The organism is Halomonas sp. G15, assembly GCF_021282295.1.
GTDB classification, from domain to species: Bacteria; Pseudomonadota; Gammaproteobacteria; order Pseudomonadales; family Halomonadaceae; genus Halomonas; species Halomonas alimentaria.
The window spans coordinates 1-19,762 of sequence record NZ_JAJSPA010000052.1 but is presented as its reverse complement, the minus strand read 5'-3'; the positions used below and the strand labels follow the sequence as shown (position 1 = coordinate 19,762).

Sequence of the window (19,762 nt, the reverse complement as noted above, 5' to 3'; positions counted from 1 at the left end):
ATAGCCCATCAAGGTCCGATGCTCATCAGAGCATCATTAACGAGACCGGATATACGTGTGCAGTCGTACCTACCGACCATCGTGCCTCGTGCTTGCAAACGGGGAGGACTCCATATACGCCCAGGGACGGGTTTACAGCGCCCCCTCGCAGGCCTGTCTCCGGAAAAGCCTTGAGCGATGTTGCCATCCATCTGCGACTCCCCCGGCCCGGTTTCGCGCTACTGCGGAACCGGGCCGGCCCTGTTAGAGTCCCAAGGTTCGCATTCACCCAGGCGCCCGACGGCGCCGGAACCACAAGGGACTTCCATGAAACGACTGCTGACCACCGCCTCTCTCGCCGCCCTGCTGGGTGCCGCCCCCCTGGCATTCGGCGCCATGGAAAGTGACGACGAGAAACTCGGCTACAGCCTGGGCGTGACCCTGGGCCAGAGCATCCAGCAGGACGTCGAGGACCTCGATGTCGACGCCTTCACCCAGGCGATCCAGGATGTCTTCGCCGGCGAGGATCTCGCGCTGAGCGACGAGGAGATGGCCGAGGCGCTGATGAATTTCCAGCAGCAGGCCGCCGCCGCTCGCCAGGCGGAGGCCGAAGCCGCCGCCGAGGCCAACCGCGCCGAGGGCGAGGCCTACCTGGCCGAGAACGCCGAACGCGATGGCGTCGAGACCACCGACTCCGGCCTGCAGTACCGCGAACTGGAATCCGGTGACGGCGCCACCCCCGGCGCTCAGGACAGCGTCGAGGTGCACTACGAGGGTACCCTGATCGACGGCACCGTCTTCGACAGCTCCTATGAGCGCGGCGAGCCGGTCAGCTTTCGTGTCGACCAGGTGATCGAGGGCTGGCAGGAGGCCCTGCAGCTGATGAGCGTGGGCGACACCTGGGAGATCGTGATCCCCGCCGAGCTGGCCTATGGCGCCCAGGGCCAGGGCCCCATCGGCCCCAACGAGACGCTGACCTTCAAGGTCGAGTTGCTCGGTATCGACGACGCGGAAGCCTCCTCCGGCGACAGCCAGGACAATGAGTAAGTCGCAGCGAGGCGCCTGGGTAGCCGTCGCGCTGCTCGCGGCACTCCCCTCGACTGCGCTGCTTGCCGAAACCTCACCGCCTGCCGATACCCCACCACAACGGCTCCCCGCGCTGGGCGCAAGCAGCGCGGGCGCCAGCGTGCTCGGCGTCTCATCGGGAGGCTATATGGCCACCCAGCTGGCGGTGGCCTGGCCCGAACGCTTCGCGGGACTCGGCGTGCTGGCCGCCGGCCCCTGGTCGTGTGCCCAGGGCTCGCTGGGGCTGGCGCTGGGCCAGTGCATGACCACCCGGCGCGGCATGCCCGACCTGCAGACGCTGGAGCAGCGCCTGGCCGACTACCGCGAGCGCGAACTGGTGGGCGAGGCCGAGGCGCTGGAGGCACTCAGGGTCTATGTCTGGCACGGCGACGCCGATACGGTGGTCGAGCCACGTCTGGGCGCGGCGCTGGCCGAGCAGTTCCAGGGCTGGCTCGGCGATCCGTCACAGCTGCAGTTACGCCAGGACGCGGAAGTGGGTCACGGCTGGCCCGTGGATGCGGCGGTGATCCCGTCCGACGCCGGCGAGCTTGCCGACTGCCGTGAGGGGGGTGCCCCCCACCTGCTGGCCTGCGATCTGGATATCGCCGGCGATGCCCTGGCCTGGCTCCACGGCGAGCAGGCACCTCCCGCCAGCGATGGGCTGGACGGTGAGCTGCTGCGCTTCGATCAGGGCGACTTCGAGGCCAAGGGACTGGCCGATACCGGCTACCTGTTCGTGCCGGAGGGGTGCGAGGCGGGTGACTGTGCGGTCAGCCTGGCACTGCACGGCTGCAGCATGGGCGCCGAGCAGATCGGTGAGACCTTCGTGCGCCACACCGGGCTCAACGCCTGGGCGGCGGAGAACCGGCGCATCGTGCTCTATCCCCAGGCCGAGACCCGCCTGGGCAACCCCCAAGGCTGCTGGGACTGGTGGGGCTATGCGGAGAGCACCTGGCAGCTCGACCCCCTGCACGACAGCCGCCAAGGCAGCCAGACACGCGCACTGATGGCGATGCTGGAGCGCCTGCAGGAAGACCCCTCGCCACGCTGATCGCCCGGTGGTGAGGGCAAGGGTGCCTAGAGCGTCTCGTGCAGTGCGGCGAGCAGTCCCTGGTGGGAGGGGGAGTAGAGCACCCGCCGCTGGATCTGCCCCTCACGATCGACCAGGTAGAGCGACGAACTATGGTCGATGGTGTAGCCCATGGCCGAATCCGGCGCCTCGACCTTGCGCCACACTACGCCGTAGCGCTCGGCCAGCTCCTTGAGCTGGGCCTGGCTGCCGGTGGCGCCGATGAAGCGCTCGCCGAAGAAGGCCAGATACTCCTCCAGCCGCTCGAGGCTGTCGCGCTCCGGATCCACCGAGACCATCAGCGGCACCACGCGCTGGCGCTGGGCGGGCTCGAGCTCGGCCAGCGCCTGACGCACCACCGCCAGACTCATCGGGCAGACGTCGGGGCAGTAGGTATAGCCGAAGAAGAGCACCGCCAGCTGGTCCTCCTCGAGCTGGGTCAGCGAGAAGTCACCCTGGGTCGAGGGGAGCTCCACCGGCCCTCCAACCGGGCCGCCATCCCCCCCGGAGGCCAGCTGCTGCTGGTACCAGCCGACGCCACCCACCGCCAGCAGCAGCACGATCAGGACAACACCGGCCCAGACTCCCTTGCGTTTCATGGCGCGTCTCTCTCCACATCGAAATCGAACCTGCTGCCCAGCTTACCATCGGCCGTCTCGACGATGACACGCGCCCGCCACGGCATCACCACATCGGTACAGATCGGGATCTGCCCCTCGCCGTGGTAGCGGCCATCGTCACCCAGGGTCAGGGGGTAGCGGTGCAACCCCATGTCCATGTCGCGGCCCACGAAGTCCACCACCACGCGTTCGGCATCCACCCCATCGAGGGCGACCTCCAGGGGCAGGCGCTGCAGGGCGCGAATCTCGCCACGCACGCCGAGGTCGAGGGCCAGCCGGCGCTCGTTGCCCAGCTCGGCCAGGCAGGGCCCGGCACTCAGCTCGCAGCCGGGCGCCTCGGGGTACCAGTGCACCTGCCCCGCATCGCGCAGCAGGTGACTGGCCAGGAACCACAGCGCCACGGCCACCGTGCCTAGGGTAAACAGCACCAGCAGGCGCAGCAGCGGAGGACGGGTAATGATCGCTTCGTGGCTGGAAGAGTCGGGCATGGAGGACATGATCCCCACGGTAAGAGGCTATGCCGGCAAGCTTATCAGCATTCGTCTGTGGCAGACTGCGGGGCGATGTCGCAGGCAACGAGACCAAGGAGACCGACATGGCGGATATCGCGGGGGCCCTGGGGCCCCTGTTCCTGCTGATCCTGCTGGGCTGTGTGCTGGATTGGCTGCGTCTGCCGGGGGGCGACTTCTGGCCACGGCTTGAGCGGCTGATCTACTTCCTGCTGTTCCCCGCCATGCTGGTCTCGACCCTGGCCACCGCCGACGTCAGCCAGGTACCGGTGACCCGGGTGGCGGTGGCGCTGCTCGGCGCCATGGGGGTGTTCGCCGCCCTGCTGTGGGCGCTGCGCGGCTGGATGGGCATGGAGCCCGCGGCCTTCACCTCGGCTTTCCAGGGCGCACTGCGTTTCAACACCTACGTGGGGGTAGCCGGCGCCGCGGCACTGCACGGCGCGCCGGGGGCCACCGTGGCCGCGGTGGCCGTGGCGCTGATGGTCCCGGTGGTCAACGTGCTCTGCGTGACCAGCTTCATCGCCGCGGGAACGCTGGGCAGCGGCAGCCTGGGCAAGAGCCTGGCCGCCCTGGGCCGCAACCCGCTGATCCTGGCCTGCCTGGTCGGTATCGGCCTGAACGTCAGCGGCATCGGCCTGCCGGGCTGGAGTGCGGCGACGGTGGAACTGCTGGGACGTGCCGCCCTGCCCCTGGGCCTGGTGGCGGTGGGCGTGGCGCTGCGCCCCGCGGCCCTGGTGCGCCGCGATCGCGGCATCTGGGCCAGCCATCTGGTGAAGCTGGGGCTGATGCCGGCCCTGGCCCTGGCCCTGGCGCTGCTGCTGGGTCTCGATCCGGTGAGCCGCGACGTGGTGCTGCTGTTTGCCGCCCTGCCCACCGCCACCTCGGCTTATATCCTGGCCCGCCAGCTGGGCGGCGACGCCGAGATGATGGCGGCGCTGATCACCGGCCAGACCCTGCTGGCCATGGCAACCCTGCCGCTGTGGCTACGCCTGGCAGGCGCCTGATTCGCGCTGCAAATAAAAAGCGCTCGCATTTGTGTTGACGAGTCAAACGAGAACGATTACCCTTCAGTTGTCGGCGTTGATGAGGCGCCGTCACCGGCCAGGGCCCGCCAGTCTCCTGGCCTGGTTTCTCCCTCCTCATTGCTAGTCACGGTCTTGCGCCACCCTCACCGAGGGTGGCCTTTTTTGTTCTATACCGTGCGCGAATAGCGCCCCTTGCTGTGGGCCAGGTAGGCGTCGAAGGCCATGGCGGCGTTGCGCATCATCAGCCGACCGGCGGGCAGCACCTCGATCTCGGCATCGCGGATCGCCAGCAGGCCGTCGTCGGCCATCTCCTGAAGCTCCTCCAGAGCGTCGGCGAAGTAGTCGCGGAAGACGATGCCATGCTCGGCCTCGATGACGGCGAAGTCGATGCGGTTATGGCACATCAGGGCGTTGATCACGTCGCGACGCAGGCGATCGTCGTCGCTGAGCCGGTAGCCGCGGAACACCCCCAGACGCCCCTCCTGCAGGCGATGCTGGTACTGGGCAGTCTCCTTGACGTTCTGGCTGTAGGTGTCGCCTACCTTGCCGATGGAGGTGATGCCCAGGCCGATCATGTCGCAGTCGGCATGGGTGGAGTAGCCCTGGAAGTTGCGCTGCAGGGTGCCATTCTCGCGGGCCAGGGTCAGCTCGTCCTCGGGCAGGGCGAAGTGGTCCATGCCGATATACACGTAGCCGGCCTCGGTGAGGCGACGAATGGTCAGCTCCAGCAGTTCCAGCTTGCGCTCGGGGGGCGGCATGTCCTCGGGGCGGATCAGGCGCTGGGCCTTGAACAGCTCCGGCAGGTGGGCATAGCTGTAGGTGGCGATGCGGTCCGGGCGCAAGGCGATGATCTTGTCCAGGGTGGTATCGAAGCTGGCCACCGTCTGCAGCGGCAGGCCGTAGATGAGATCGACGCTCACCGACTCGAAGCCCGCGTCGCGAGCAGCGTGGACGAGGGAGATGACATCCTCCTCGCTCTGCACGCGGTTGACCGCCTTCTGCACGTCGGGGTCGAAGTCCTGCACCCCGAAGCTCAGGCGGTTGAAGCCCAGCGCATGCAGCTCATGGATCTGCTCGGGGGTCACGGTGCGCGGGTCCACCTCCAGAGAGAACTCGCGCTCCTCGGGCGGAGCGAAGTGGAAGGCGTCATCGAGGCTCGCCATCAGCTCGCCGAGCTGGGCATTGCTCAGGTAGGTCGGGGTACCGCCCCCCAGGTGCAGCTGGGTCATGCGCCGGGTCTCGTCGAACAGCGCCCCCTGCACGCGGACCTCCTGCTGGAGCCAGGCCAGGTACTCCGCGGCACGTTCGGTATTGTGGGTAATGATCTTGTTGCAGGCGCAGTAGTAGCAGAGGCTCTTGCAGAAGGGGATGTGCACATAGACCGACAGCGGCTTGGGCGTCTCGGCGCGGTTGCTGCGCTCGGCCGCCGCACGGTAGTCATCCTCGGCGAAGGCCGCATGGAACTGGGGCGCCGTGGGATAGGAGGTGTAGCGCGGCCCGGGGCGGTCGTACTTCTCGACCAGCGGGCGATTGAAGAGCAGATGGTCTTGCATGATCAAACGGCCTCGTTGAAAGCTCTGGCAGCGCCGCGGCGCTGCCGAATGCTGGGCAGTATGCCAGCCTGGGGCCGGCGCGTCGGTACCCTTGTGGTGGTAGTTGACGCCGGTCAAATCCTCGTGCGACTCGGCACGCGTCGTGACCAGCCAAGCAGCCGCCAGGCGGTGAGCAGCCAGGCCAGGCTCCAGGCCAGTGCGGAAGCCCACAGCAGGGGCAGCCAGGCGGCGCCGGCCGGAAAGGCCACCAGGCGCAGCACGGCGGCCACGGTGAAGAGCAGTGCCAGCGGCAACAGCAGCGACTCACGCTCGGGCCGCCCCTTGGCCCTGAGAATGGCCTGGCGCAGCATGATGCCGCTGGCCAGGGTGCCCAGTGCCCCCACGGTGAAGGCGTGAAGCACGCCGCCCAGCGGCTGGCCCAGCCACAGGACACGCGCCGCCAGCAGCAGCCCGACCCCCAGCCAGGCATAGCCCAGCATCAGGCCGAGCAGGTCGGGGCGCTGCCGACAGGCCCAGGGGCGCCAGCGCCAGAGCCGCCACAGCACCAGCCAGAGCACGGCGTGGCGCATCAGTGCGGGAGCCAGCATGCCGTGCTGCACCAGGCGCCCGGCCAGGCTGGCAATGGCGAGCAGGCAGAGCAGGCCCAGCAACGGCGACAGCATCCGATTGCGCCACTTCTTGGCAGCCTGGAAGCGCGGCACCAGCCGCCAGGCGAGCAGCGCGGCGAACAGGGCATCGGCCAGCAGCACGGGGAGCGCCTCGGGACCGACCAGCCCGCCGATCCGGGCAACCAGCCACGGCGCCGCCAGCCCCAGCAGCCAGCGGCGCGACAACGGCCCCAGCAGATAGCCGGCGATCACCGCCAAGGCGAAACCGAACAGCAGTTCGCGACCGTGTGCCGCAGGGGAAGCGATGAGCCCCAGAGGCAGGCCGTGATAGAATACGGCCAGCGTCAGCGGCACCGTAATCGCGGCATGCAGCGCCGCCAGGGGAAAGAACAGCCGCCAGGCCGGCAGCGTGGGGCGAGAGATGTCGGCTTTCGTTGACATGGCGCAAACTCCCACCTTCCCCGCAGTGCTAAGATGCATATAAATTGCTACTTAACAGTCTACGCCCTCGAGCACGGGAGGTCACCACATGTCAGGATCCGCCTCGCGGCTCGCCTGGTGCGGGCTTACCTATGGCTGCATCGGGCTCGGTGCTGCCGGCATGGTGCTGCCACTGCTGCCGACCACCCCCTTCCTGCTGCTGGCGGCCTGGTCGGCCCCCAAGGGGTCACCGCGGCTGGCGCGCTGGCTGCATGACCATCCACGCTTCAGCCCCTCCCTGCAGGCCTGGCGCGAAGAACGTGCCATACCGCGACGCGCCAAGGTGCTGGCACCGCTGCTGCTGGCGGCTAGCTGGGCGATGCTGTGGGCCAGTGGCGTGCCCTCCCTGGGGCTGGTGGCCACGGCCATTCTGTTTATCGGGGTGGCGGGCTATGTGCTGAGCCGCCCCAGCGATACCGTCCGGCATGTCAGCGAGGCGCCCCACAGCTGGGCCCGGCGCTGATCCGCTCCACGACACCAAGAGGCGACGCTTTTACCCATGCACCTGACTCGCTTTACCGACTACTCGCTGCGTGTGCTGCTCTACCTGGCGGTCAAGGGCGAGCGTCGCTCCACCATCACCGAGATCGCCGAACGTTTCGACATCTCGCGCAACCACCTGATGAAGGTGGTCCAGGACCTCAGCCACCACGGCTATATCACCTCCATCCGCGGCAAGAACGGCGGCCTGCTGCTGCGGCGCGAACCGGACACCATCGTGCTCGGCGAACTGATACGTCGCACCGAGCGTGACCTGGCCCTGGTGGAGTGCTTCGGCGACGGCAACGAGTGCGTTATCACCCCGGCCTGCCGGCTCAAGCATATCCTGAAGGAGGCACTCGAGGCCTTCCTCGCGGTGCTCGACGGCTACACCCTGGAGGATCTGCTGGGCGCACGACGCCAGCCGCTGATCCAACTGCTGCAGCTGGACGAGACTCCGCCCGCCGCCTGACCCCGCGTATGCTCTTGAATTACCCCGACTTGCGCTCGCCGCACAATCCCCTCCCCGGCGCGGCCGCTGTGCTCTATTAGGCTTTGCTATTGCCTTTTGGGCACATGTGTCTAGGCTGTAGATGACCCACGTCAAGCCGCGCATGCACGTTGCCTGGCATGATGGCAACAGCTGCCCGGTGAGGTCGATTGTCGCAACCGGGCTTTTCTAGGCAATTTAAGATGCATTCCGGAGGTTCCTTATGAAACTGATTCTCGCAGCCGCCATGCTGGGTGGCGCCCTCCTGGCCATGGATGCCCAGGCCGCGGGTGACGCCGAGGCCGGTGCGGACAAGATCGGCACCTGCGTGGCCTGCCACGGCACCGACGGCAAGGGCCTGGCCCCCATCTACCCGAACCTCAACGGCCAGTCCGCCACCTATCTGGAGGGCGCCCTCAAGGCCTATCGCGACAGCCAGCGCCAGGGTGGCAACGCCATGCTGATGACGCCCATGGCCCAGGGCCTCTCCGATGAGGATATCGCCGACATTGCCGCCTACTATTCAAGCCAGGAATGACCGCCAGTCAGTAATGACGGCCCGGGCCGGCACAGCGCCGGCCCTGCTGCATATGGGTGGCGGCCGGGATGCCGCCCGTGCCGCCTAGGCTCACGGCCCCCAAGGACCTCCCCATGCCCGAATCATCCCTTCGGCCGGCCGGATTTGTCGGCCTGCTGCTGACGCTTATTTTCCTGCTGGTTTCCCTGCCGCTGCACGCCATGGAGCTGGCGCAGGTGCGCGAAGGCTTCCCCGCGGCGGACCGCCTGGAGCCTGCCGACTCCCAGTGGCCGGTCAGCCGGGTCATGGCCGGTAACGAGACGCTCGGTTACGCCTTCGAGAGCGTCGAGATGGCGCCGATTCCCGCCTACTCCGGCAAGCCGGTCAACATGCTGGTGGCCTTCGACCTCGAGGGGAATATCGTCCAGGCCGACGTGATCAGCCACGAGGAGCCCATCATGCTGGTGGGCATTCCCGAGCAGAAGCTCGAGGATTTCGCCGACGACCACGTCGGCGCCCACGTCAACGACCGCATGAAGGTAGGTGGGAACCTCGACGCCATCTCCGGTGCCACCGTGACCGTCATCGTGGTCAGCGACACCGTGATGCGCGCCGCCCGCCTGGTCGCCGCCGAGCAGGGGCTGATCGCCGACCCCTCCGCCGCCCCGGCGGCAACGGTGCGCGAGGATGTCTTCGAGGCGGCGGACTGGTCGACGCTCACCGGCGACGGCACCATCCGCCGCCTGCACCTGACCCATGGCGAGGTGGACGACTCCTTCGTGGGCACCCCGGCCGAGGATTACATGCATACGCCGCAGCCGGCGGAGCGCACCTTCATCGAGCTCTTCTACACCTACCTGAACCCGCCCACCGCCGGGCGCAACCTGCTCGGCGACACCGGCTACGAGCAGCTGATGGAGCGGCTCGACGAGGGCGAGCATGCCATCGCGGTGATGGGACGCGGCGACTACTCCTTCAAGGGCTCCGGCTACGTGCGCGGGGGCATCTTCGATCGCATCGAGCTCTCCCAGAACGGCAACACCGTGAGCTTCCACGACCGCGACCATATCCGCCTGGGCAACCTCGGCATCGAGGGCGCCCCGGCCTTCGACGAGCGCGATATCTTCATCATTCGCGATGCGGCCGCCTTCGACCCCGGCCAGCCGTGGCAGCTGGAGCTGCTGGTGCGCCGCGCCTCCGGCCCCCTGGACACCGAGTTCAGCCGCTTCAGCGCCGACTACAGCGTGCCCGAGGCGTATATCGAGCGTCCCGAGCCGCCCAAGGAGGTGCCGATCTGGGTCGAGGTGTGGAAGGACAAGGCCTTCCAGATCGCCGTGCTCGCCGCCGGCCTGATCGTGCTCACCGGCATCATGCTGTTCCAGGACGTGCTGGTGAAGCATCCGCGCATCCTGCGCCCGCTGCGCCTGGGCTTCCTGGTCTACACCCTGGTGTTCATCGGCTGGTACTCCCTGGCCCAGCTCTCGGTGGTCAATATCCTGACCTTCACCAACGCCCTGATCACCGACTTCAGCTGGGGCTCCTTCCTGATCGACCCGATGATGTTCATCCTCTGGTCCTTCGTGGCGGTGAGCCTGCTGCTGTGGGGCCGCGGCGTGTTCTGCGGCTGGCTGTGCCCCTTCGGCGCCCTCCAGGACCTGGTCAACAAGGCTGCCCGCAAGCTCGGCGTGAAGCAGTACGAGCCGCCCTTCGGTCTCCACGAGCGGCTCTGGGCGCTGAAGTACATCATCCTGCTGGGGCTGTTCGCGGTTTCCCTGCACTCGCTGGGCACCGCCGAGCGCTACGCCGAGGTGGAGCCCTTCAAGACCGCCATCACCCTGCGCTTCCAGCGCGAGTGGGGCTTCCTGCTCTACGCCCTGGTGCTGGTGGCGATCTCCGCCGTCAACCACAAGTTCTACTGCCGCTACGTCTGCCCGCTAGGCGCCGGCCTGGCGATCCCCGCCCGCCTGCGCCTGTTCGACTGGCTGAAGCGGCACCGCGGTGACTGCGGCACCCCGTGCCAGATCTGCGCCAACGAATGCGAAGTGGCCGCCATCCACCCGGATGGTCGCATCAATGCCAACGAGTGCCACTACTGTCTCGACTGCCAGATCACCTACCACGACGACAAACGCTGTCCGCCGATGATCAAGCGGCGCAAGCGCTTCGAGAAGGCGTCGCGCCTCTCCCGTGGCAAGGGAGGCGTCGAGAGCCATGACCCCGCCAGCGCACGGCTGCAGCGGATTCCGACCTACCAGGAGGAGTGAACCATGAGTGACAAGAAGAAGACGATCGAGAATCTCGGGCGCCGCCACTTCCTGCGCAATAGCGCGGTGACCGGCGTGGCCGGGGCGGGCCTGGCCGGCGGCTTCGGCGCCGGCACCCTGCTCGGTGGCAGCGAAAAGGCCCGCGCCGCCGAGGGCAGCATCGAGGTCGCCCCGGGCGAGCTCGATCAGTACTACGGCTTCTGGAGCGGCGGCCAGTCCGGCGAGGTCCGGGTGGTTGGCATCCCCTCCATGCGCGAGCTGATGCGCATCCCGGTGTTCAACCAGGAGGGGGCCACCGGCTGGGGGATCACCAACGAGTCCAGGCGAGTGCTGGGCGACTCGGTCAAGTTCCTCAACGGTGATTCCCACCACCCGCACATCTCCATGACCGATGGCAGCTACGACGGCAAGTATCTGTTCATCAACGACAAGGCCAACACCCGGGTGGCACGCATCCGTCTCGACATCATGAAGACGGACAAGATCACCACCATCCCCAACGTCCAGGCGATCCACGGCCTGCGCCTGCAGAAGGTGCCGCACACCAAGTACGTGTTCGCCAACGCCGAGTTTCCCATCCCCCATCACGACGACGACATCGTCAATGACGGCCGCGGCATGGAGAACCCGGAGGGCTACTACACCATGTTCAACGGCATCGACGCCGAGAGCATGGAGGTGGCCTGGCAGGTGATCGTCGACGGCAACCTCGACAACACCGATGCCGACTACACCGGACGCTTCGTGGCCTCGACCTGCTACAACTCCGAGAAGGGCATGACCCTGCAGGACACCATGCGCGCCGAGCGCGACTGGGTGGTGGTATTCGACGTCGAGGCGATCGAGGCCGCCGTGGAAGCCGGCGAGTTCAAGACCCTGGGCGACAGCGAGGTGCCGGTGGTCGATGGCCGCAAGGGCTCCAAGCTGACCCGCTACATCCCGGTGCCCAAGAACCCCCACGGCCTCAACACCTCGCCGGACGGCAAGTACTTCATCGCCAACGGCAAGCTCTCCCCGACCTGCTCGATCATCGCCATCGACAAGCTGCCCGAGGTGTTCGACGATTCCATCGAGCCGCGTGACGCCGTGGTCGGCGAACCGGAGCTGGGCCTGGGGCCGCTGCACACCACCTTCGACGGCCGCGGCAACGCCTACACCACGCTGTTCATCGATAGCCAGATCGCCAAGTGGAACATCGAGGACGCCATCCGCGCCTACAACGGTGAGGAGGTGAACTACCTGCGTCAGAAGCTGGATGTCCACTACCAGCCGGGGCACAACCACGCCAGCCTTACCGAGACCAAGGATGCCGACGGCAAGTGGCTGGTGGTGCTCTCCAAGTTCTCCAAGGACCGCTTCCTGCCGGTGGGCCCGCTGCGCCCGGAGAACGACCAGCTGATCGATATCTCCGGCGAGGAGATGAAGCTGGTCCACGACGGCCCCGCCTTCGCCGAGCCCCACGACTGCATCCTGGTGCGCGCCGACCAGATCAATCCCAAGAAGGTCTGGGACCGCGATGACCCCTTCTTCGCCGAGACCGTGGCCATGGCCAAGGAGGACGGCGTCACCCTGGAGACCGACAACAAGATCGTGCGTGACGGTAACCGGGTACGCGTCTACATGACCTCGGTGGCACCGCAGTTCGGGATCACCGAGTTCAAGGTCAAGCAGGGCGACGAGGTCACCGTGGTGATCACCAACCTCGACCAGGTCGAGGACGTCACCCACGGCTTCACCATGACCAACCACGGTGCCGTCATGGAGATCAGCCCCCAGCAGACCGCCAGCGTCACCTTCACTGCCGACAAGCCCGGGGTGCACTGGTACTACTGCCAGTGGTTCTGTCACGCCATGCACATGGAGATGACCGGCCGCATGCTGGTCGAGAAGGCCTGATAGCACCCATCGGGGCCGGGCAGATGCCCGGCCCCGCTTCTTTACTGGAGAGACGCATGACCCGACGACAGCCCCGCGTCGTCCCCCGACTGTTTTTTGCCGCCTGGCTGCTCGTGTGGCTGCCGGGCGGCCTGCTGGCCGCCGACCTGACGGCCACTCCCGGCGAACCGCTGCAACCGCTGATCGAGCGCGCCGAGCGCGGCGACCGCCTGCTGCTTCCCGCGGGCCGCTACCCCGGGCCGCTGGTCATCGACCGCACCCTGACCCTCTCGGGCGCAACGGGCGCGGTGATCGATGGCGGCGGAGAGGGCCACGCCGTGGTACTCGACGCCCCGGACATCGTGATCGAGGGCGTGACCATCGAGAACTGGGGCGCCAACCTCACCGACATGGACGCCGGCATCTTCATCGAGGAGAGCGCCGGCGGCAGCGTGATTCGCGACTCGCGGCTCGAAGGCCCCGGCTTCGGCCTGTGGCTCGACGCCGTCAGCGACGTCCAGGTGCTCGACAACGTGATCCGCGGCGACGCTACCGTGCGCTCCCAGGATCGCGGCAACGGCGTGCACCTGTTCAACTCACGCAACGTCCGGGTGGAGGGCAACGATATCCGCCATACCCGCGACGGCATCTATATCGACACCAGCAGCCAGTGTCTGCTGCGCGGCAACCATATGCAGGAACTGCGCTATGGCGTGCACTACATGTATGCCTACGACAACCGCGTGGAGGAGAACACCACCCGGGATACCCGCACCGGCTACGCACTGATGCAGTCCAAGCGCCTCAGGGTGGTCGGCAACCGCTCGGAGGGGGATCGCAACTACGGCATCCTGATGAACAACATCACCGACTCCCTGCTGCGCGACAACCGGATCACCCGCGCCCACCAGCGCCGCGACGCCCAGGGCAAGGGGCTGGTCAGCGGCGCCGATGGCAAGGCGCTGTTCGTCTACAACTCCCAGTACAATCGCTTCGAGGCCAACCTCCTGACCGAGAGCGATATCGGCATCCATCTCACCGCCGGCTCCGAGGACAACGAGCTGGTGGGCAACGCCTTCGTCGACAACCGCCAGCAGGTGATGTACGTGGCCACCCGGGCCCAGGAGTGGTCCGAGGCGGGACACGGCAACTACTGGAGCGACTACCTGGGCTGGGATCTGGATGGCGATGGGGTGGGCGACACCCCCTACGAGCCCAACGATGCCATGGATCGTCTGCTGTGGCGCTACCCGGTGGCGCGGCTGCTGATGCACAGCCCCGCGGTGCTGGCGCTGCGCTGGGTACAGCGCCAGTTCCCGGTATTCCGCCCCCAGGGGGTCAAGGACAGCCACCCGCTGATGAATGAACCCGAGCTGGATGCATCCGACTCGAATGGATCCGCCTTCCATACACCCGAAAGGGGAGACGCCAGCGCATGACCGCGGTAATCGATTTCCAGGGCGTCACCCGCCGCGATGGCGGCCTGGTGCGCCTCGACGCCCTCGACCTGCAGGTGGACGAGGGAGAGGTACTGGCCCTGCTGGGCCACAACGGTGCCGGCAAGACCACCACCATGCACCTGATACTGGGGCTGCTCTCGCCCAGCGAAGGGCAGGTGGCGGTCCTCGGCGGCGCCCCCGACGGCGCCCACGCCGAGACGCTGCGCCGCCGCCTGGGCTATCTGCCCGAGAATGTCAGCTTCTACGAGCAGTTGAGCGGCCGGGAGGTACTCGACTACTTCGCCCGCCTGAAGCGGGTCGATCGCGGCCAGGTGGGTGAGCTGCTGGACCGGGTCGGCCTCGGCCACGCCGCCCACCGCCGGGTGAAGACCTACTCCAAGGGCATGCGCCAGCGTCTGGGGCTGGCCCAGGCGCTGCTCGGCGACCCGCGCCTGCTGCTGCTCGACGAGCCCACCACCGGCCTCGACCCGGCCGCCACCCGCGACTTCTACGACACGGTGCGCGGCCTGCGCGAGCGCGGCTGCACGGTGCTGCTCTCCTCCCACGTGCTGCCGGGGGTGGAACCCTATATCGACCGTGCGCTGATCCTCGGTGGCGGCAAGCGCCTGGCGCTGGGCAGCCTGACGGAGCTGCGCGAGGAAGCGGCCCTGCCGATCACCGTACGCGCCCGGGGCCACGGCGGCGCAGGCGACCTCGCCCAGCGCCTGGCCGGCTGGGATGACCCGCGTATCACGGTCACTCCCCTCGACGCCCACGAGGTAGCGCTGACGGTGCCACCGGACGCCAAGCTCGCCGTGCTGCGCCGACTCACCGACACCGCCGGCGTCGAGGATATCGAGCTGCTGCCGCCGACCCTGGAGCATCTCTACACCCACTTCTCCGCCGAACTCTCGCCCGCGCAACGAGGAGACGCCGAATGAACGCCATCCTGACCATCGCCGGCAAGGAGTTCCGCGACGGCCTGCGCAACCGCTGGGTGCTGGCCATCGCCCTGGTGCTGGCCTTCCTCGCTGTGGGCATCGCCTGGTTCGGTGCCGCCGCCAGCGGCGGCCTGGGCTTCACCTCCCTGGCCACCACCGTGGTCAGCCTCGCCACCCTCGCGGTATTCCTGATCCCGCTGATCGCCCTGCTGCTGGCCTACGATGCCGTGGTCGGCGAGCAGGAGGCGGGCACCCTGCTGCTGCTGCTCACCTACCCCATCAGCCGCACCCAGCTGCTGCTCGGCAAGTTCCTCGGCCACAGCCTGATCCTGGCCGCCGCCACGGCGCTGGGCTTCGGCATTGCCGGGGCGGTGATCGCCGTGGGCGCCGAAGGCGTGGCGCTGACCGAGCTGGCCGCCGGCATGGGCCTGCTGATCGGCAGCAGCATCCTGCTCGGCTGGGTATTCATCGCCTTCGCCTACCTGATCAGCGTATGGGTCACCGAGAAGGCGCGTGCCGCCGGCCTGGCCCTGGTGGTGTGGTTCCTGTTCGTGCTGGTCTTCGACCTGGGGCTGCTGGCGCTGCTGGTCAGCGTCGAGCGTGGCGGCGACTGGCTGCCCTGGCTGCTGCTGCTCAACCCCACCGAATGCTTCCGGCTGATCAACCTGACCGGCTTCGAGGCCGCCCGCAGCTATACCGGCCTGACCTCCATCGCCGAGGGCAGTGCCTTCCGCCCGGCCATGGTCACCGCCATCCTGGTGGCCTGGATCCTGGTGCCCCTGGGTCTGGCACTGTTGCGCTTCCGACGCCGCGCCGCCTGACCCGCTCCGATTTCCCTAGCCACTCCCGTAGAGAGACCCCATGAAGAAACTGCTTCTGCCGCTGCTGCTGATGTACGCCCTGCTGCTCGCCGCCTGCGGCGAGTCCGAACCCGAGGCGCTGGCCGCCGCCCAGCCCATCGAGGCGGGCGACAGCTGCCACGTCTGCGGGATGCTGATCACCGAGCACCCCGGGCCCAAGGGCGAGGCCTTCATGGAGAAGCAGAGCGAGCCGCTGAAGTTCTGCTCCACCATGGACCTGTTCGCCTTCCTCAAGCAGCCCGAGAACGAGACCCAGGTCTCCCACGCCTATGTGCATGACGTGGCCGCCGCCAGCTGGGCCACCCCCGACGACGAGGCCTTCGTGCTGGCCAGCGAAGCGATCTACGTGGTGGGTCACGACCAGCGCGGCGCCATGGGCCACACCCTGGCCTCCTTCGCCGACGAGGCCGATGCCGAGGCGTTCCGCGAGGAGCATGGCGGGGAGCTGGTCACCTTCGCCGAGATCGACATCGACCTGCTGGGTCGCCTGGGCCGCGGCGAGCTGGGTGGCGATATCGGTGGGGGCATGCCCATGGAGATGGGCGACGACATGGAAGGTATGCAGCATTCCCAGTAGCACGGCTATCGCAGTCAGGCATGCGACGGTCGCGAAAGGCGCCGGGGACAGGGCGAAGAGGGGGTCCTATGCCAGGGGTGAGAAGCACTGCTTCGAACGGGCTGGCCATGGATGGCCAGCACCGGCCCTGCAAGCGTAGCAGGACGCGAGAGCGAAGCAGGGCATCGGTAGCGCCCACGGAAGGGTTCACAGCGCCCCCTCGAAGCCCTGTCGCCGGAGAAGCCTTGAGCGGTCTTTCTTCTGTTTCCAGTAGCCTCCCGGCTGCGCGTCGGGGGGCGGCATGCTAGCCTCGGGCGCATCGTCCCTCCAGGAGCCCAGGATGCCAGCTCGCCTTCCCCATCTCGTTGCCGCCCTGGTCGGCCTGGCCCTGGCCTGGCCGGTTGCCGCGGTACAGTTCAACGTCGCCGAGGTCGAGCGCCACGGCGCCTGGCAGTCGATGACCCTGAACCTCGGCGAGCAGCGCCTCTACCGCGCCCTGGAGGGCAACACCTACGCCGACGCCCACTTCAGCGTCACCTTCACCCCCGGTGCCTGCGAGGCACCCTGGCTGGAGATGCGGGTCGACCTCGGCGAACGCCAGGCCGAGAGTCGCCTGGCCAACCGCGTGCCCGCCGACCTCCGGGTCGACGAGCAGACCATCCATTCGGGCCAGGCCGAGTTTCGTACCGAACGTGGCGACAGCGGCTTCTATGTGCAGTTCGACCTGCCGGAACAGCCGCTGCTGCTCGACGAGATGCGCCAGGGCGAGCTGCTGCGGCTGCGCCTGATGCGCGGCCCCGACGATCCCTGGTTCATGGTCTTCGCCCTCGACGGTGCCGTCGAGGCGATGGCACGCGCCCGCACGGCCTGCCGGGACCAAGGCTATCGCAGTTAGCCTGCGGTGATAGCGAAAGACGCCGGGGAAAGCCTTGAGCGGTGCTTCTACTGCGATAACCCTGCTGCCGGGACGACGAGCGCTGACAGCCGCCGCCCGGCGCCGTATGCTGGGCGCTGACTCCACTGACCTGCCCGGAAGGACTGCCCATGCGACGTCTCGCCCTTGCCCTGCTCACCGCCACCCCGCTGATCGCCACCCTGGCAAGCCCCACCTGGGCCCAGTCCACCGAACCCGATGTGGTGCTGCATACCAGCGAGGGCGCCATCGGCATCGAGCTGTTCGAGGAGCAGGCCCCTCTGAGCGTCGAGAACTTCCTCGCCTACGCCGAGTCCGGCCACTACGACGGCACCCTCTTCCACCGGGTGATCGACGACTTCATGATCCAGGGCGGCGGCTTCGATGCCGACTTCGACCAGAAATCCACCCGCGAGCCGATCCAGAACGAGGCCGACAATGGCCTCAAGAACCGCCGCGGCACCCTGGCCATGGCGCGTACCGGCGCCCCTCACTCAGCCACCGCCCAGTTCTTCATCAACGTCGCCGACAACGGCTTCCTCGACCACGTCAGCAAGCAGTCGGGCCAGACCTGGGGCTATGCGGTGTTCGGCCAGGTCGTCGAGGGCATGGAGGTGGTGGACGCCATCAAGCGCGTGCCCACCGGCAATCGCGGCCCGATGCAGAACGTGCCCGAGAGCGCAGTGGTGATCGAGCGCGCCGAAGTACTGGGCGCCGCGCACTGAACACGCTCTTCAAGCCCGAGCGCCGAGCCGGCCCGAACGACAAGCGCCCCCGCCGGCGAAACCGGCGGGGGCCCTGTCAGTCGGGGCGCCTCGGCGCCCCAGGATCACTCAAATACGACTCAGCTGCGGATCAGGTGGTCGAAGGCGCCCAGGGCGGCCTTGGAGCCCTCGCCCATGGCGATGACGATCTGCTTGTAGGGCACGGTGGTCACGTCGCCGGCGGCGAAGATGCCCGGAACGCTGGTCATGCCGCGGGCATCGACCACGATCTCGCCGCGCTCGGAGAGCTCGATGGGCGACTCCTGGAGCCACTCGGTGTTGGGCACCAGGCCGATCTGCACGAAGACGCCCTGCAGGTCGATCTGGCGGATCTCGCCGCTGGCGCGCTCCTCATAGGTGAGGCCGGTGACGCGCTTGCCGTCGCCGTTCACCTCGGTGGTGCGGGCGCCGAGGACGATGTCGACATTGGGCAGGCTGCGCAACTTCTTCTGCAGCACGGCATCGGCGCGCATCTCGTCCATGAACTCGATCAGGGTCACATGGCCGACGATGCCGGCCAGGTCGATGGCCGCCTCGACGCCGGAGTTGCCGCCGCCAATCACCGCCACGTGCTTGCCCTTGAACAGCGGACCATCGCAGTGGGGGCAGTAGGCCACGCCCTTGTTGCGGTAGTCGGCCTCGCCGGGCACGCCCATCTCGCGCCAGCGGGCGCCGGTAGCCAGCACCAGGGTCTTCGCCTTGAGGCTGGCGCCGGACTCGAACTGCACCTCATGCTCCTCGCCGGGACGGCCGGGCAGCAGCTTGACCGCCCGCTGCAGGTTCATGATGTCGACCTCGTACTCCTTGACGTGCTCCTCCAGCGCCGCGGCCAGCTTGGGACCTTCGGTGTGGGGCACGGAGATGAGGTTCTCGATGGCCATGGTGTCGAGTACCTGGCCGCCGAAGCGCTCGGCGGCAACGCCCGTGCGGATGCCCTTGCGTGCGGCATAGACCGCCGCCGCGGCGCCGGCGGGACCACCACCGATCATCAGGGTGTCGAAGGTCGGCTTCTCACCGAGCTTGGCGGCCTCGCGCTCGGCGGCGCCGGTATCCACCTTTGCCAGGATCTGCTCCAGGCTCATGCGGCCCTGGTCGAAGGGCTCGCCGTTGAGGTAGATGCTGGGCACCGACATCACCTGGCGCTCCTCCACCTCGTCCTTGAACAGCGCGCCATCGATGGCGACGTGGTGGACTTCGGGGTTGAGGATCGCCATCAGGTTGAGTGCCTGGACCACGTCCGGGCAGTTCTGGCAGGAGAGCGAGAAGTAGGTCTCGAAGTGGAGTTCACCCTCGAGGCCCTTGATCTGCTCGATCACCTCATCGGAGGCCTTGGGCGGATGGCCACCCACCTGCAGCAGCGCCAGCACCAGGGAGGTGAACTCATGGCCCATGGGCAGGCCGGCGAACACCACGCCGGTCTCCTCGCCGGGACGGTTGATCGCGAAGGAGGGGCGGCGCGCATCCTGGCCATCGAGCTTGAGGGTGATCTTGTCGGTCAGGCCGACGATATCGGTCAGCAGGCCGTGCAGTTCCTTCGACTTGGCGCCGTCATCGAGGGACGCAACGATCTCGAAGGGCTGGGTGACCTTGGCCAGGTAGGCCTTGAGCTGAGTTTTCAGATTGTCGTCCAACATGACAGCGTGTTCCTTCATGTTCGGGGGTCGGTATCACGAGGCAGCCGCGCCCTGCCGGTCAGGCAGCGCGGGAGGGGCTCGTGAGTCGGAATAGGGGCCCCGGGCGGGGGAAGGTGCCCGG

The 19,762-nt window shown here is 67.7% G+C and carries 19 protein-coding genes; 14 read left to right on the top strand and 5 right to left on the bottom strand.

The features are described 5' to 3' along the window. Positions 1-306: 306 nt before the first annotated feature. Positions 307-1,026: an FKBP-type peptidyl-prolyl cis-trans isomerase gene (locus LWH48_RS16735; RefSeq protein ID WP_161431845.1), complete on the top strand. Its 720-nt coding sequence runs from the start codon at positions 307-309 to the stop codon at positions 1,024-1,026. Positions 1,027-1,192: 166 nt separating this feature from the next. Then, positions 1,193-2,095: a poly(3-hydroxybutyrate) depolymerase gene (locus tag LWH48_RS16730; protein WP_442908325.1), complete on the top strand. Its 903-nt coding sequence runs from the start codon at positions 1,193-1,195 to the stop codon at positions 2,093-2,095. Positions 2,096-2,121: 26 nt separating this feature from the next. On the opposite strand, the gene LWH48_RS16725 is transcribed toward LWH48_RS16730, so the two are convergent. Together LWH48_RS16725 and LWH48_RS16720 are read right to left on the bottom strand one after the other, a co-directional pair. Continuing rightward, the gene (locus LWH48_RS16725) at positions 2,122-2,712 is read right to left on the bottom strand and encodes an SCO family protein (protein ID WP_232913462.1); all 591 of its coding nucleotides are present in this window, start codon (positions 2,710-2,712) and stop codon (positions 2,122-2,124) included. Continuing rightward, complete coding sequence (locus LWH48_RS16720; RefSeq protein WP_232913461.1) at positions 2,709-3,221, bottom strand: hypothetical protein; 513 nt, start codon at positions 3,219-3,221, stop codon at positions 2,709-2,711. The genes LWH48_RS16725 and LWH48_RS16720 overlap by 4 nt, the downstream gene beginning before the upstream one ends. 107 nt (positions 3,222-3,328) lie before the next feature. On the opposite strand from LWH48_RS16720, the gene LWH48_RS16715 reads away from it, so the two are divergent. Beyond that, positions 3,329-4,246, top strand: a complete 918-nt coding sequence (locus LWH48_RS16715; RefSeq protein ID WP_232913460.1) for an AEC family transporter — start codon at positions 3,329-3,331, stop codon at positions 4,244-4,246. Between the two features lie 188 nt (positions 4,247-4,434). Here LWH48_RS16715 and hemN read toward each other — a convergent pair whose 3' ends face one another. Beyond that, the gene (gene hemN / locus LWH48_RS16710; protein ID WP_232913459.1) at positions 4,435-5,820 is read right to left on the bottom strand and encodes an oxygen-independent coproporphyrinogen III oxidase; all 1,386 of its coding nucleotides are present in this window, start codon (positions 5,818-5,820) and stop codon (positions 4,435-4,437) included. A 113-nt stretch (positions 5,821-5,933) separates the two neighbouring features. After that, positions 5,934-6,869, bottom strand: a complete 936-nt coding sequence (locus LWH48_RS16705) for an NnrS family protein (RefSeq protein ID WP_232913458.1) — start codon at positions 6,867-6,869, stop codon at positions 5,934-5,936. An 88-nt stretch (positions 6,870-6,957) separates the two neighbouring features. On the opposite strand from LWH48_RS16705, the gene LWH48_RS16700 reads away from it, so the two are divergent. The 11 genes from LWH48_RS16700 to LWH48_RS16650 all read left to right on the top strand — a co-directional run bounded on the left by LWH48_RS16700 (position 6,958) and on the right by LWH48_RS16650 (position 17,968). Next, positions 6,958-7,371 carry a YbaN family protein gene (locus LWH48_RS16700; protein ID WP_232913457.1) on the top strand — a complete coding sequence of 138 codons (414 nt, stop codon included), beginning with the start codon at positions 6,958-6,960 and terminating at the stop codon, positions 7,369-7,371. Between the two features lie 36 nt (positions 7,372-7,407). Then, entirely contained in the window at positions 7,408-7,860 is a 453-nt protein-coding gene (locus tag LWH48_RS16695; protein WP_232913456.1) for an Rrf2 family transcriptional regulator, read from the top strand. A gap of 241 nt (positions 7,861-8,101) precedes the next feature. Further along, positions 8,102-8,416, top strand: coding sequence for a c-type cytochrome (locus LWH48_RS16690; protein WP_232913455.1), 315 nt, complete (start codon positions 8,102-8,104; stop codon positions 8,414-8,416). A 113-nt stretch (positions 8,417-8,529) separates the two neighbouring features. Next, entirely contained in the window at positions 8,530-10,659 is a 2,130-nt protein-coding gene (gene nosR / locus LWH48_RS16685) for a transcriptional regulator NosR (protein WP_232913454.1), read from the top strand. A gap of 3 nt (positions 10,660-10,662) precedes the next feature. Beyond that, the gene (gene nosZ, locus LWH48_RS16680) at positions 10,663-12,555 is read left to right on the top strand and encodes a TAT-dependent nitrous-oxide reductase (protein WP_232913453.1); all 1,893 of its coding nucleotides are present in this window, start codon (positions 10,663-10,665) and stop codon (positions 12,553-12,555) included. A 56-nt stretch (positions 12,556-12,611) separates the two neighbouring features. Continuing rightward, positions 12,612-13,973 carry a nitrous oxide reductase family maturation protein NosD gene (locus LWH48_RS16675; protein ID WP_232913452.1) on the top strand — a complete coding sequence of 454 codons (1,362 nt, stop codon included), beginning with the start codon at positions 12,612-12,614 and terminating at the stop codon, positions 13,971-13,973. After that, positions 13,970-14,914, top strand: a complete 945-nt coding sequence (locus tag LWH48_RS16670; protein ID WP_232913451.1) for an ABC transporter ATP-binding protein — start codon at positions 13,970-13,972, stop codon at positions 14,912-14,914. Before LWH48_RS16675 ends, LWH48_RS16670 begins: the two co-directional genes overlap by 4 nt. After that, on the top strand, positions 14,911-15,735 hold the full coding sequence (locus LWH48_RS16665) for an ABC transporter permease (protein WP_161431859.1): 825 nt from the start codon (positions 14,911-14,913) through the stop codon (positions 15,733-15,735). Before LWH48_RS16670 ends, LWH48_RS16665 begins: the two co-directional genes overlap by 4 nt. Positions 15,736-15,775: 40 nt before the next feature. Next, positions 15,776-16,351 carry a nitrous oxide reductase accessory protein NosL gene (locus LWH48_RS16660; protein WP_232913450.1) on the top strand — a complete coding sequence of 192 codons (576 nt, stop codon included), beginning with the start codon at positions 15,776-15,778 and terminating at the stop codon, positions 16,349-16,351. A 319-nt stretch (positions 16,352-16,670) separates the two neighbouring features. Then, complete coding sequence (locus tag LWH48_RS16655; RefSeq protein ID WP_232913449.1) at positions 16,671-17,225, top strand: hypothetical protein; 555 nt, start codon at positions 16,671-16,673, stop codon at positions 17,223-17,225. 149 nt (positions 17,226-17,374) lie between these two features. Next, complete coding sequence (locus LWH48_RS16650) at positions 17,375-17,968, top strand: peptidylprolyl isomerase (RefSeq protein WP_232913448.1); 594 nt, start codon at positions 17,375-17,377, stop codon at positions 17,966-17,968. A gap of 119 nt (positions 17,969-18,087) precedes the next feature. On the opposite strand, the gene ahpF is transcribed toward LWH48_RS16650, so the two are convergent. Continuing rightward, positions 18,088-19,641, bottom strand: a complete 1,554-nt coding sequence (gene ahpF / locus LWH48_RS16645; protein WP_232913447.1) for an alkyl hydroperoxide reductase subunit F — start codon at positions 19,639-19,641, stop codon at positions 18,088-18,090. Between the last annotated feature and the right edge of the window lie 121 nt (positions 19,642-19,762).

What these genes read in the sequence shown, in the direction of transcription:
- LWH48_RS16650 (WP_232913448.1), top strand. Translation starts at nt 17,375, where the DNA reads ATGCGACGTCTCGCCCTTGCCCTGCTCACCGCCACCCCGCTGATCGCC.
- LWH48_RS16670 (WP_232913451.1), top strand. Translation starts at nt 13,970, where the DNA reads ATGACCGCGGTAATCGATTTCCAGGGCGTCACCCGCCGCGATGGCGGC.
- ahpF (WP_232913447.1), bottom strand. Translation starts at nt 19,641, where the DNA reads ATGTTGGACGACAATCTGAAAACTCAGCTCAAGGCCTACCTGGCCAAG.
- LWH48_RS16720 (WP_232913461.1), bottom strand. Translation starts at nt 3,221, where the DNA reads ATGCCCGACTCTTCCAGCCACGAAGCGATCATTACCCGTCCTCCGCTG.
- LWH48_RS16735 (WP_161431845.1), top strand. Translation starts at nt 307, where the DNA reads ATGAAACGACTGCTGACCACCGCCTCTCTCGCCGCCCTGCTGGGTGCC.
- LWH48_RS16690 (WP_232913455.1), top strand. Translation starts at nt 8,102, where the DNA reads ATGAAACTGATTCTCGCAGCCGCCATGCTGGGTGGCGCCCTCCTGGCC.
- LWH48_RS16730 (WP_442908325.1), top strand. Translation starts at nt 1,193, where the DNA reads ATGGCCACCCAGCTGGCGGTGGCCTGGCCCGAACGCTTCGCGGGACTC.
- nosR (WP_232913454.1), top strand. Translation starts at nt 8,530, where the DNA reads ATGCCCGAATCATCCCTTCGGCCGGCCGGATTTGTCGGCCTGCTGCTG.
- LWH48_RS16715 (WP_232913460.1), top strand. Translation starts at nt 3,329, where the DNA reads ATGGCGGATATCGCGGGGGCCCTGGGGCCCCTGTTCCTGCTGATCCTG.
- hemN (WP_232913459.1), bottom strand. Translation starts at nt 5,820, where the DNA reads ATGCAAGACCATCTGCTCTTCAATCGCCCGCTGGTCGAGAAGTACGAC.
- LWH48_RS16655 (WP_232913449.1), top strand. Translation starts at nt 16,671, where the DNA reads ATGCCAGCTCGCCTTCCCCATCTCGTTGCCGCCCTGGTCGGCCTGGCC.
- LWH48_RS16700 (WP_232913457.1), top strand. Translation starts at nt 6,958, where the DNA reads ATGTCAGGATCCGCCTCGCGGCTCGCCTGGTGCGGGCTTACCTATGGC.
- LWH48_RS16660 (WP_232913450.1), top strand. Translation starts at nt 15,776, where the DNA reads ATGAAGAAACTGCTTCTGCCGCTGCTGCTGATGTACGCCCTGCTGCTC.
- LWH48_RS16675 (WP_232913452.1), top strand. Translation starts at nt 12,612, where the DNA reads ATGACCCGACGACAGCCCCGCGTCGTCCCCCGACTGTTTTTTGCCGCC.
- LWH48_RS16695 (WP_232913456.1), top strand. Translation starts at nt 7,408, where the DNA reads ATGCACCTGACTCGCTTTACCGACTACTCGCTGCGTGTGCTGCTCTAC.
- LWH48_RS16725 (WP_232913462.1), bottom strand. Translation starts at nt 2,712, where the DNA reads ATGAAACGCAAGGGAGTCTGGGCCGGTGTTGTCCTGATCGTGCTGCTG.
- LWH48_RS16705 (WP_232913458.1), bottom strand. Translation starts at nt 6,869, where the DNA reads ATGTCAACGAAAGCCGACATCTCTCGCCCCACGCTGCCGGCCTGGCGG.
- LWH48_RS16665 (WP_161431859.1), top strand. Translation starts at nt 14,911, where the DNA reads ATGAACGCCATCCTGACCATCGCCGGCAAGGAGTTCCGCGACGGCCTG.
- nosZ (WP_232913453.1), top strand. Translation starts at nt 10,663, where the DNA reads ATGAGTGACAAGAAGAAGACGATCGAGAATCTCGGGCGCCGCCACTTC.